Origin of the sequence: Methylobrevis pamukkalensis (assembly GCF_001720135.1) — a bacterium.
GTDB classification, from domain to species: domain Bacteria; phylum Pseudomonadota; class Alphaproteobacteria; order Rhizobiales; family Pleomorphomonadaceae; genus Methylobrevis; species Methylobrevis pamukkalensis.
Genome location: NZ_MCRJ01000005.1, coordinates 1 through 12,006 on the forward strand (window position 1 = coordinate 1; position 12,006 = coordinate 12,006).

The following is a 12,006-nucleotide window of genomic DNA, read 5'->3' on the forward strand; positions in this document are numbered from 1 at the left end:
GAGGGACAGGGAGAGGGGGAACCTTGCGGCAGGCCGCAGCCTCGCGAAACTTCCCCCCCCCCTCACTTCGCCTTGTCGCCATCCGTCACGCCGGTCTCCCAGCCGAGGATCGCGCGCTTGCGCGTCAGGCCCCAGTGGTAGCCGCAGAGATCACCCGTGCGGCCGAGCACGCGGTGGCAGGGCACGACGAAGGACAGCGGATTTCGGCCGACCGCCGAGCCCACGGCCCGGGCCGCCGCCGGCTTGCCGATGTGGCGGGCGATGTCGGAATAGGTGGTCGCCTTGCCGAGCGGAATGCGCAGCAGCGTCTCCCACACCCGCACCTCGAAGTCGGTGCCGATGAACACCACCCGCAGCGGCCGGTCCTTCGCCCAGGCATGGGGATCGAAGATGCGCGCCACATAGGGCGCGGTCAGCACCGGATCTTCCACATAGGCCGCCGCCGGCCAGCGCTGCCGCATGTCGGCGAGCGCGGCCGCCTCCTCGCCCGCGTCGGCGAAGGCAAGGCCGGCGAGGCCCCGCTCGGTCGCCATCAGCAGCACCGAGCCGAAGGGCGACGGGTGGAAACCGTAGGAGATCGTGACGCCGGCGCCGCGCGCCTTGTAGGCCCCCGGCGACATCGCCTCGTGGGTGACGAACAGGTCGTGCAGCCGGCCGGGGCCGGAAAGACCCACCTCCAGCGCGGTGTCGAGGATGCTGGCCGACTGGTCGAGCAGGCGCCGGGCGTGGTCGAGGGTCAGCGCCTGCAGGAACGCCTTGGGGCTGAGCCCGGCCCATCGGGTGAACACCTTGTGGAGATGGGCCGCCGGCGCGCCGACCGCCGCGGCGATCGTCTCCAGCTCGGGCTGGCCCTGCCAGTTCTCGTTCAGCCAGCGGATCGTGTCGCGCACCAGCCGGTAGTCGTCGGCGGCAATCAGCAGCTCGCGGGGCGTTCCGGCATTCATCAGGAGGCCGCTCGTCTTGGGCAGGATCAGGTCGGGTGCACCGGCAGAAGCGCCCACGGGGCGCAGCAGGTCGGGCTCGATGCGAAGGGGCAGGGCAGCGGCGTCCATGGGGCTCTCCTCTCGGTCTGGCGAGGATAGCCGCGGCAGGCGAAACCGCCACCCGATTTCCGATGCGGTGCGTTTGGGACCTTCCTCTGTTGTGGAGCGGCTTGAAAAGGTCAGCGACGCACGGTCCCGAGTGCCCGTCCGAACGCCTCCGCAAAGCTCTCGCGGTCGTCGGGGTTGAGGAAGGCGCCGATCTCGAGGCCTTGGCCGTGGGAGATCACATCGAGCCGCTTCAGACCCTCGTCCTCCAGCCGCAGCATGTCGAGCCGCACCCAGTAGGGATTGAAGCGATAGACCTGTTCGTCGCCGCGGCGGCCGACGCGGCGGATGAGGAGTTCGGTCGGCGACAGGCGGATTTCCTCATACTGGCGGGCGTCGGCAAAATTGCGCCGGAAGGCGAACCAGAGGATGGCCACGTCGAGGCCGAAGAAGCCCGCGATCGGCCAGGCGCCCTTCACCACCGAGAACAGGCCGAGCGCGAAGCTGACCGCGCCCACGGCCGCCATCAGCGCCAGAAACCCCTGCGGGCTCAGCGAGCGGTGCGGCGTCAGCCGGGCCGCGAAAAAGATGTCGACAGGATCGGACGCCGCGCCGCCGGGACTGGGTGTTTCCATGGCACTTGAGTATAGAGGGGGGATGAGCGACGAAAAGCGCCCGCCAGGTAAAAAATCGCCCCCCGCCAAGGCCGCCATCGCCCGCAAACCGGCGCGCGCCCGCCGGGCGAAGGGGCCCGTCTACAGCCCGGCCGAGGTGGCGGCGATCTTCGAGCGGTTCCGGCAGGCCGATCCCGAGCCGAAGGGCGAGCTGGAACACGTCAACGCCTTCACCCTGCTGGTGGCCGTGGTGCTCTCCGCGCAGGCGACGGACGCGGGCGTCAACAAGGCGACGCGGGCGCTGTTTGCCGCGGCCGACACGCCGGAGAAGATGGTCGCGCTCGGCGAGGACGCCGTCCGCGAGCATATCAAGACCATCGGGCTCTTCCGCAACAAGGCGAAGAATGTCATCGCCCTCTCCGAGATGCTGGTCCGCGAGCACGGCGGCGAGGTGCCGCGCGCACGCGATGCGCTGGAGGCGCTGCCCGGCGTCGGCCGCAAGACCGCCAACGTCGTGCTCAACATCGCTTTCGGCGAGCCGACCTTCGCGGTCGACACCCACATCTTCCGGATCGGCAACCGGCTCGTCCTTGCGCCCGGCAAGACACCGCTGGAGGTGGAAACCGCCTTCCTGCGGATCATTCCGGCCGGCTACCTCCAGCATGCCCATCACTGGCTGATCCTGCACGGGCGCTATGTCTGCAAGGCGCGCCGGCCCGAATGCGAGCACTGTCTGATCGCCGACCTGTGCAAGAGCCCGGAGAAGACTGTTCCCGCCGGCTGAAACGACGCGCCCGGGGCGAGGCGTCTGGCGTCGGCACACGCCAAGGATGAAGTGCGTGCGTATCTGATCACATTGAAGTTACTGCAACTTCTTCGCAAGAAATCGTGGCTACGGTCCGGGCTCGCCTCCGGGGAAAGCTGCGATGTTGCGTGTCCTGTCCTGCCTTGTGATCAACCACGATCTCCGGCTTGTCATCCTTGCAGGCCTTGTCTGCTTCATCAGCAGCTTTGCCGCCGTCAGCTTTCTCAACCGCGCGATGCGCGCCACCGGCGGCGCCAAGGCGCTGTGGATCGCGAGCGGCGGCGTCTGCGGCGGCTTCGGAATCTGGGCGACGCATTTCATCGCCATGCTGGCCTATCGCCCGGGCTTCGATCTCGGCTTCGAGCTCAATCTCACGGTCCTGTCGCTCGCCGCCGCGATCCTGATGGTCTCGGTCGGCCTCGGCGCGGCCGCGATGGTGCGCGACGGACAGGTGGCGATCCTCGGCGGCGCCATCGCCGGCCTCGGCATCGCGCTCATGCATTTCCTCGGCATGCGCGCGGTGATGATCCCCGCCGACATCACCTGGCAGACCGATCTGGTCGTCGCCTCCATCGTGCTCGGCATGCTGCTGGACGGCGCGGCCTTCTACGTGGTCAGCCGCCGCGAGCGGATGCGCGAGACGCTTCTGGGCGCCGGCCTGCTGACCCTCGGCATCGTCTGCCTGCATTTCACGGCGATGGGCGCGGTGGTCGTCCATCCCGACCCGACCCGGGCGACCATGGAGCTCGGCATCTCGTCGTCGATGCTGGCGCTGGTGATCGCCGCCGCCGCGCTGCTGATCCTCGTCTTCTGCCTCGGCGTGGCGATCGTCGGCCGGCGGGCCCAGGACCGGGCCGACGAGAAGGACCTCAACTTTCGCCTGCTGGTGGAGGGCATGACCGACTACGCGCTCTATCTCCTGGACGAGACGGGCCATATCACCAACTGGAACGCCGGCGCCGAGCGCACCAAGGGCTATCGTCCGGAGGAGGCGATCGGCCGGCATTTCGGCATGTTCTACACCGAGGCGGACCGGCAGGCCGGACTGCCGCAGCGCGCGCTGCAAACGGCCCTTGCGGAGGGCAAGTTCGAGTCCGAGGGCATCCGGGTTCGCAAGGACGGCAGCACCTTCTGGGCGCATGTGGTGATCGACCCGATCCGGCGCCCCGACGGCAGCCTGCTCGGCTTTGCCAAGATCACCCGCGACATCTCCCGCAAGAAGGCCGATGCCGACGCGGTCGCCGAGGCGCGCCGCAATCTCGACGTCGCCCTTGGCAACATGTCCCAGGGGCTTTGCCTGTTCGATGCCGATGAGCGGCTGGTGCTGTGGAACCCGCGTTTCGAGGAGGTGTTCGGCCTGCCTGCCGACGCGGTCGAACGCGGCCTGACGATGGCCGACCTGGTCATGCGGGTCGGCGCGGTCCTTCCCGGCCAGCCCGATACGCCGGAGGCTGCCCTCGAGGCCTACGAGCGGCACCGCCGGGTCATCCGCGCCGGTGGCGGCGCCATGATCGAGACCCTGCCCGATGGCAGCATCCTGTCGATCGTTCACACCGTGCATTCGGGCGGCGGCTTCGTCTCCACCTTCGAGGACATCACCGAGCGCAGCCGCAGCGAGGCGCGCATCGTGCACATGGCCCGTCACGACGGCCTGACCGGCCTGCCCAACCGCGACCATTTCAACGAACGGCTCGACGACGAGCTGGAGGCAGCGGCCCGGCTCGGCCTGCGTGTTGCCGTGGTCGGCATCGATCTCAACGACTTCAAGGAAATCAACGACCAGCGCGGTCACGCCACCGGCGACGAGGTGCTGAAGATCGTCGCGGCGCGTCTGGCGGGCGATCTGCAGGAGGGCGAGTTCGTGGCCCGTTTCGGCGGCGACGAATTCGTCGCGCTCAAGCGCTTTTCCCACGACGAGGACCTGCACGGCTTCCTCGCCCGACTGGAGGTCTCGCTCTGCACCCGGATCGAGATCGACGGCTTCGAGATCGTCTCGGGGGCAAGCGCCGGCGTCGCCGTCTATCCCGAGGATGCCGTCGGCCGCGATCAGCTCGTCAACAACGCCGACCTTGCGATGTACCGCGCCAAGGCCACCATCGGCCGCTTCGTCTGCTTCTACGAGGCCCGCATGGACGAGGCCGCGCGTCATCGCCGCGCCCTCGCCCGCGATCTGTGGAAGGCCATCGAACTCGGCCAGTTCGGCCTGTTCTACCAGATCCAGAAGTCGGTCGGGACCGGCGAGACCACCGGCTACGAGGTGCTTCTGCGCTGGCGCCATCCCGAACGCGGGATGGTGTCGCCGGCCGAGTTCATTCCGATCGCCGAGGAATGCGGCGCGATCGTTCCGCTCGGCGAATGGGTGCTGCGCGAGGCGTGCCGGCAGGCCGCGTCCTGGGCGCAGCCCTGGCGCATCGCGGTCAACCTGTCGCCGGTGCAGCTCGGCCATGCCGATCTCGTCGCCGTCGTGCACGGCATCCTGGTCGAGACCGGCCTGCAGCCGGCGCGTCTGGAACTGGAGATCACCGAATCGGCGATCATCGGCGACAAGGTCCGCGCGCTCCACATCCTGCGCCAGATCAAGGCGCTCGGCGTCACCATCGCCATCGACGACTTCGGCACCGGCTATTCCTCGCTGGACACCCTGCGCTCCTTCCCCTTCGACAAGATCAAGCTCGACCGCAGCTTCATGACCGAGATCGAGACCAACCGGCAGTCGAAGGCGATCATCCGCGCGATCCTCGCGCTCGGCCGCAGCCTCGAGGTTCCGGTGCTGGCCGAGGGCGTCGAGACCCGGTCGCAGCTCGACCTCCTTCGCCATGAGGGCTGCGACGAGGCGCAGGGCTATCTGCTCGGTCGCCCGGCGCCGCTCGAGTGCAGCGGACCGGCGGCAGAGCCCGCCGACCTGCCGATCGTCGCCATCGCGGTCTGAACCCGGCATCGCCGGGCCGCGACATCTGGGGATGACGTGCCCCGCCCGGCCGGGGCGGCGTGATCGCCCGTCGTGAAGCTGCTAGGCTTTGCGCCCCATGAGCACCACGCCTTTCCGCCTTCTCCCGCGCCGGCGATCCGCCCGATGACGCGCCCGTTCGTTCCCGATGCGGATGCCGGGGCCGGCGACGCGCCGCTGGTCGTGCCCGGGACCGCCGCGATGCCCGAGGCTGTCGATCCCGGCCGGATCACGCCGGTCATGGAGCAGTTCATCGAGATCAAGGCCGCCAATCCGGACAGCCTGCTGTTCTTCCGGATGGGCGACTTCTACGAGATGTTCTTCGACGACGCGGAGGTGGCCAGCCGCGCACTCGGCATCACGCTGACGAAGCGCGGCAAGCATCTCGGCCAGGACATCCCGATGTGCGGCGTGCCGGTCCATGCCGCCGACGACTATCTCCAGCGCCTGATCATGCTCGGCCACCGCGTTGCCGTCTGCGAACAGACCGAGGATCCGGCGGAGGCGCGCAAGCGCGGCTCCAAGTCCGTGGTCCGCCGCGACGTCGTGCGCCTCGTCACCCCCGGCACCATCACCGAGGACACGCTGCTCGACGCCCGGCGGGCGAATTTCCTCGCCGCCGTCGCCCGGGCCAAGGGCGGGGCCGAGGGCGGCGACGACCGTTTCGCGCTCGCCTGGGTTGACATGTCGACCGGCGTGTTCCGGGTGTCGGAGGTCGAGGGCGACGCGCTCTCGTCGGCGATCGCCCGCATCGAGCCGCGCGAGCTGCTGGTGCCGGACGTGCTGTTTTCCGAGGACGGCCTCCGGGCGATCTGGCGCCAGTCGGGCGCGGCCGCAGTCCCCGTGCCGCGGGCCTTCTTCGACGGGGCCACTGCCGCGACCCGGGTCGCGGCCTTCTACGGCGTTGCCAGCCTCGACGCCTACGGCCAGTTCTCCCGCCTCGAACTGCAGGCGGCCGCCGCCGTGGTCGGCTATCTCGACCGCACCCAGATCGGCCAGCGTCCGCCGCTCGATCCGCCGCGGCGCGAGGGCTCGGGCGGCACCATGGCGATCGATGCCGCCACCCGTGCCAATCTCGAACTGGTCCGTACCCTCGGCGGCGACCGGCGCGGCAGCCTTTTGTCCGCCATCGACCGAACGGTGACCGGCGCCGGGGCGCGTCTCCTTGCCGAGCGGCTCGCCGCCCCGCTGACCGATCCCGAGGAGATCCGCCGCCGCCAGGACGCGGTGGCGCTGTTTCTGGGTGACGCGACCCTGCGCGCCGACATCGCCCGCCGCCTTGCCGCCGTGCCGGACATGGCCCGCGCGCTCTCCCGCCTCGTGCTTGGCCGCGGCGGCCCGCGCGACCTGATGGCAGTGGCCGGCGGGCTGTCGGCGGCCGCCGGCATCTTCGGGCGCCTCGTCGAGATCGCCGATCCGGGGGCGGAGGTGGCTGCCGCCCTCGCCAGCCTTGCCGCGGCGCCGCACGATCTCGGCGCCGAACTCGTCGCCGCCCTCGACGACGAGCTGCCGCTGCTGAAACGCGACGGTGGCTTCGTGCGGGCCGGCTGCCGGGCCGATCTCGACGAGTCCCGCGCGCTGCGCGACGAGAGCCGCAAGGTGATCGCCTCGCTGCAGCAGGGCTATGTCGAGAAGACCGACATCCGTGCCCTCAAGATCCGCCACAACAACGTGCTCGGCTATTTCGTCGAGGTCGGCCCGAACCATGCGCCGGCGCTGCTGGCTCCGCCGCTGTCGGCGCTGTTCATCCACCGCCAGACGCTCGCCAACGCCGTGCGCTTCTCCACCTTCGAACTCGGCGAACTGGAGGGCCGGATCGCGCGGGCCGGGGAGCAGTCGCTCGCCATCGAGCTGGAGGTGTTCGACCGGCTGCTGGCGAAGGTGATCGCCGCCGGCGACGCGATCAAGCGCGCCGCCGCGGCGCTGGCCGTGCTCGACGTCGCCGCCGCGCTGGCGACGCTGGCCGATGCCGCCGGCCATGTGCGCCCGAAGGTCGACGCCAGCCTGGCCTTCCGCATCGAGGGCGGCCGGCATCCGGTGGTGGAAAAGGTGCTGGCCGAGGAGGGACAGGCCTTCGTGCCGAACGATGCCGATCTCGGTCCAGAGCAGGGTGTCGGCGAGGGCGGGCGGATCTGGCTGGTCACCGGCCCCAACATGGCCGGCAAGTCGACCTTCCTGCGCCAGAATGCGCTGATCGCCGTCATGGCGCAGATGGGTGCCTTCGTGCCGGCGGCTTTCGCCCATATCGGCGTCGTCGACCGCCTGTTCAGCCGTGTCGGCGCGGCCGACGATCTTGCCCGGGGTCGTTCCACCTTCATGGTCGAGATGATCGAGACCGCGGCGATCCTCAACCAGGCCGGGCCGCGCGCTCTCGTCATCCTCGACGAGATCGGCCGCGGCACCGCCACCTTCGACGGCCTGTCGATTGCCTGGGCCACCATCGAGCACCTGCATGCGGTGAACCGCGCGCGGGCGCTGTTTGCCACCCACTATCATGAGCTGACGGCGCTGTCGGAGCGGCTGGAGCGGGTGATGAACGCCACCGTCAAGGTGCGCGAATGGAAGGGCGACGTCGTCTTCCTGCACGAGATCGTGCCGGGTGCCGCCGACCGCTCCTATGGCATCCAGGTGGCCAAACTCGCCGGCCTGCCGGCGGCGGTGGTCGAGCGGGCAAGGGCGGTTCTCACCGAACTGGAAAAATCCGGCGGCCACGCGCCCGCGTCGCTGATCGATGACCTGCCGCTGTTCACGGCGGCCCGGCGGCGGGTCGCGCCGGTGGAGGCGGAGGCGGTGCCGCGCCTGTTCGAACTGCTCGACGCCATCAACCCGGACGATCTCACCCCGCGCGCCGCGCTGGAGGCGCTCTATGCGCTGAAGGCCGAGCGGATAAAGTCGGGGTCCTGACAGGCCGACAGCGAAACGCCGCCGCGGAAGGATGTCCACGGCGGCGCAAGGCGTCGATTCCGATGTCGGGCCTGTGCCCGAGGGGCATGATCCGGTCAGTTGACGACCTGGATCACCGTCCGGGTCTGCGGGTCGACGATGACGCGCTGGTTGTTGACCACCGTGTAGACATACTGCGGCTGGTCGGGAATCGGATACAGCACCACGTTCTGCGGCAGCGGCTGGCCGACGGCCACCGGCTCGGTGACCATCACGGTCGGCTGTTCCTGCTGCACGACATACTGCTGGACGGGCTCGGGCGGGGCGACGATCGTGCCGACGGCGGCACCGACCACGCCGCCGACGGCGGCGCCCACCGGGCCACCGACGATCGCTCCGGTCACCGCGCCGCCCGCGGCGCCGTTGACGGTGCCTTCCTGCGCATTGGCAGCGGTCATGCTGGCGGTCGCGAGAAAGCCGGTGGCAAGAATGGCAACAACAGTGCGTTTCATCTTGAGAACTCCTTGTCTCATGAACGATGAGAGAAGAATGTTCTTCAGGAGGACTTGTTCCTTCTGCCCCGATATGGCCTGATTGCCGTGGCGATTTTGGGGTTTTTGACGCGGAAACGGAAACAATACATCGAAATCGGGGGCAACGGGACCGCCGGGCTGCCCGATCGGCAGGTCGCCGGTCGATCCGCGGCAGGGCAGGGGGCCGGACGCTCCGGCGCTGGACCTTCCCGCCGGGACGCCCTATAACCCGCGGCGGCGGTACGACGACGTTAATGGTTGGTTGCTATACCGTTCGACCGGGACCTTTCCGGCGGTTTTCCCACGAAGGCCTTGAGAGGACTGCTCCCGACCCTTCGTTTCTCCGGACTGGCGGCGGGCCGCGCCGCGAACCTGGGCCGCCGATGTCAAGAACCGCCGATTCCGAGAGCCTCTTCGATGAAACCGCCGTCCGTGCCGAGATCGACGCGGCCTGGGCGGGCACCGCGACGCCGGACAAGGCCCGTGCGCAGGTGCTGGCGATCCTGAAGCGGGTCAATGCCGAGGCGCGCGAGGAAGCGCGGCGCCGGCTGGCGGTCGACCGCAAGGGCAACGACTGCGCCCGCCGCCTGTCGCATCTCACCGACCGGCTGATCCGGATCATCTACGATTTCGCCGCCCAGAAGATCTACAAGGTCGACAATCCCTCGTCCGGCGAGCACATGTCGGTGATCGCGGTCGGCGGCTATGGCCGCGGCCTGCTGGCGCCGGGCTCCGACATCGATCTCCTGTTCCTGCTGCCCTACAAGCAGACCCCGTGGGGCGAGAGCGTCGTCGAGTTCATCCTCTACATGCTGTGGGATCTCGGCCTGAAGGTCGGCCATTCGACCCGGCGGGTGGACGAGTGCATCCGCCTGTCGAAGGAGGACATGACGATCCGCACCTCGATCCTTGAGGCGCGGCGGATCTTCGGTCACGAGGGCCTGTTCTCCGAGCTCGTCCGCCGCTTCAAGCAGGAGGTGGTGGCCGGCAGCGCCCAGGAATTCATCCAGGCCAAGCTCACCGAGCGCGACGAGCGCCACAAGCGGCAGGGTCAGTCCCGCTATCTGGTCGAGCCGAACGTCAAGGAGAGCAAAGGCGGCCTGCGCGACCTGCACACCCTGTTCTGGATCGCCAAATATTTCTACGAGGTCGACAGCGGCGAGGAACTGGTCGGGCACGGCGTGTTCTCGCGCGCCGAATACACCCGCCTGCGCAAGTGCGACGACTTCCTGTGGGCGGTGCGCTGCAATCTCCACTTCGTCACGCGCAAGGCCGAGGACCGGCTGACCTTCGACGTCCAGCGCGAGATCGCCCGCCTGCTCGGCTATCAGGAGCGCTCCGGCCTCACCGACGTCGAGCGCTTCATGAAGCACTATTTCCTCGTCGCCAAGGACATCGGCGACCTGACGCGGATCTTCTGCTCGGCGCTGGAGGTGCGGCAGGCGAAGTCCGAGCCGATGCTCGACCGCGTGCTCGGCCGCCTGTCGATCAAGCGCAAGAAGAAGATGAGCCCGGTCGGCGACGGCTTCCTCGTCGAGAACAACCGCCTGCTCTATGCCGATGATCGCGTCTTCGATCGCGATCCGGTCAATCTCCTGCGCGTGTTCCACATCTCCGACGCGCGCGATCTCGCCTTCCATCCCGAGACGCTCAAGCTGATCACCCGCTCGCTGCGGCTGGTCGGCGCGGAACTGCGCGAGAACGAGGAGGCGAACCGCCTGTTCCTCGAGATCCTCACCTCGCCGCGCCGGCCCGAGAGCGTGCTGCGGGTGATGAACGAGGTCGGCCTGCTCGGCCGTTTCGTGCCGGAGTTCGGCAAGGTCGTGGCGATGATGCAGTTCAACATGTACCACCACTACACGGTGGACGAGCACACGCTGCGCTGCATCGGCATCCTGTCGGACCTGGAAAACGGCCGCGAGGAACAGCGGCATCCGCTGGCGACCGAGGTGCTGCGCGCCGGCGCGGTCAACCGCAAGGTGCTGTATTTCGCACTGTTCCTGCACGACATCGCCAAGGGCCGCCCGGAGGACCATTCGGTCGCCGGCGCCCGTATTGCCCGCCGGCTCGGCCCGCGCTTCGGCTTCTCGGCCGCCGAGACCGAGCTGATCGCCTGGCTGGTCGAGCAGCATCTCACCATGTCGATGACCGCCCAGTCGCGCGATCTCGCCGACCGCAAGACGATCCGCGATTTTGCCAGCGTGGTGCAGACCATCGAGCGGCTGAAGCTGCTGGTGATCCTCACCATCGCCGACATCCGCGGCGTCGGCCCGGGGGTGTGGACCGGCTGGAAGGGCCAGCTGCTGCGCACGCTCTACTACGAGACCGAGCCCTATCTCCTCGGCGGCCACTCGCAGATCTCGCGCGAGCGCCGGGTGGAAAGCGCGCGGCAGGAGCTGCGCGGCGCCCTGTCCGACTGGAGCGAGGCCGAGCGCGACCGCTACGTCGCCCGCCATTATCCGCCCTACATGCTGCGGGTCGACCTCGAAGCCAAGCTCGCCCACGCCGCGCTGATCCGCAAGGTCGACCAGGAGGGACGGCGGCTGGCCACGGGCTACGCGCTGCGCGCCTTCGAGGGCGTGACCGAGGTGACCGTGGTCGCGCCCGACCATCCGCGCCTGCTGTCGACGATCGCCGGCGCCTGCACGGTGGCCGGCGGCAACATCGTCGACGCCCAGATCTTCACCACCACCGACGGCATGGCGCTCGACACCATCGTCGTCTCGCGGGAACTCGCCGATGATGCCGACGAGATGCGCCGCGCCGGCCGCATCACGGCGCTGATCGAGGCGACGCTGGAGGGCCGCGAGCAGCTGCCGGAGATCGTCGCCCGCAAGGTCGCCGGCCGCCGGTCGACCAAGGCCTTCGCGCTCGAGACCCAGGTGACGCTCGACAACACCCTGTCGGAGTATTTCTCGGTGATCGAGGTGTCCGGCCTCGACCGGCCGGGCCTCCTCTACGATCTCACCGGCGCGATCTCGGACCTCAACCTCAACATCGCCTCGGCCCATATCGCCACCTTCGGCGAGCGGGCGGTGGACGTCTTCTACGTGACCGACCTGATGGGCCACAAGATCCTCTCCACCAGCCGCCACGGCACGATCCGCCGCCGCCTGACCCAGGCCTTCGACGGCACCCGCGCCGGCGAGGCAAAGCCGGCGAAGAAGGCCGTGGCGTGAGCGGCGCGGTCTTGTCC

7 protein-coding genes are annotated in these 12,006 nt (G+C 69.0%); 4 read left to right on the forward strand and 3 right to left on the reverse strand.

Features of this window, described 5'->3' with window-relative positions:
* Positions 1–62: 62 nt before the first annotated feature.
* Complete coding sequence (locus A6302_RS01745; protein ID WP_069305631.1) at positions 63–944, reverse strand: methylated-DNA--[protein]-cysteine S-methyltransferase; 882 nt, start codon at positions 942–944, stop codon at positions 63–65.
* A 218-nt stretch (positions 945–1,162) separates the two neighbouring features.
* Entirely contained in the window at positions 1,163–1,663 is a 501-nt protein-coding gene (locus tag A6302_RS01750; RefSeq protein WP_069305600.1) for a DUF2244 domain-containing protein, read from the reverse strand.
* Between the two features lie 22 nt (positions 1,664–1,685).
* On the opposite strand from A6302_RS01750, the gene nth reads away from it, so the two are divergent.
* The 3 genes from nth to mutS all read left to right on the forward strand — a co-directional run bounded on the left by nth (position 1,686) and on the right by mutS (position 8,298).
* On the forward strand, positions 1,686–2,426 hold the full coding sequence (gene nth, locus A6302_RS01755) for an endonuclease III (protein WP_069305601.1): 741 nt from the start codon (positions 1,686–1,688) through the stop codon (positions 2,424–2,426).
* Between the two features lie 142 nt (positions 2,427–2,568).
* Entirely contained in the window at positions 2,569–5,376 is a 2,808-nt protein-coding gene (locus A6302_RS01760; protein WP_069305602.1) for a bifunctional diguanylate cyclase/phosphodiesterase, read from the forward strand.
* A 144-nt stretch (positions 5,377–5,520) separates the two neighbouring features.
* Positions 5,521–8,298, forward strand: a complete 2,778-nt coding sequence (gene mutS / locus A6302_RS01765) for a DNA mismatch repair protein MutS (protein ID WP_425349101.1) — start codon at positions 5,521–5,523, stop codon at positions 8,296–8,298.
* A 95-nt stretch (positions 8,299–8,393) separates the two neighbouring features.
* Here the strand turns inward: mutS and A6302_RS01770 are convergent, their stop codons facing one another.
* A complete protein-coding gene (locus A6302_RS01770; protein WP_069305603.1) occupies positions 8,394–8,789 on the reverse strand; it encodes a DUF1236 domain-containing protein in 396 nt (131 codons plus the stop codon).
* Positions 8,790–9,193: 404 nt separating this feature from the next.
* On the opposite strand from A6302_RS01770, the gene A6302_RS01775 reads away from it, so the two are divergent.
* Positions 9,194–11,989, forward strand: a complete 2,796-nt coding sequence (locus A6302_RS01775; protein WP_069305604.1) for a [protein-PII] uridylyltransferase — start codon at positions 9,194–9,196, stop codon at positions 11,987–11,989.
* Positions 11,990–12,006: the final 17 nt, after the last annotated feature.

What these genes read in the sequence shown, in the direction of transcription:
- mutS (WP_425349101.1), top strand. Translation starts at nt 5,521, where the DNA reads ATGACGCGCCCGTTCGTTCCCGATGCGGATGCCGGGGCCGGCGACGCG.
- A6302_RS01750 (WP_069305600.1), bottom strand. Translation starts at nt 1,663, where the DNA reads ATGGAAACACCCAGTCCCGGCGGCGCGGCGTCCGATCCTGTCGACATC.
- A6302_RS01745 (WP_069305631.1), bottom strand. Translation starts at nt 944, where the DNA reads ATGAATGCCGGAACGCCCCGCGAGCTGCTGATTGCCGCCGACGACTAC.
- A6302_RS01760 (WP_069305602.1), top strand. Translation starts at nt 2,569, where the DNA reads ATGTTGCGTGTCCTGTCCTGCCTTGTGATCAACCACGATCTCCGGCTT.
- nth (WP_069305601.1), top strand. Translation starts at nt 1,686, where the DNA reads ATGAGCGACGAAAAGCGCCCGCCAGGTAAAAAATCGCCCCCCGCCAAG.
- A6302_RS01770 (WP_069305603.1), bottom strand. Translation starts at nt 8,789, where the DNA reads ATGAAACGCACTGTTGTTGCCATTCTTGCCACCGGCTTTCTCGCGACC.
- A6302_RS01775 (WP_069305604.1), top strand. Translation starts at nt 9,194, where the DNA reads ATGTCAAGAACCGCCGATTCCGAGAGCCTCTTCGATGAAACCGCCGTC.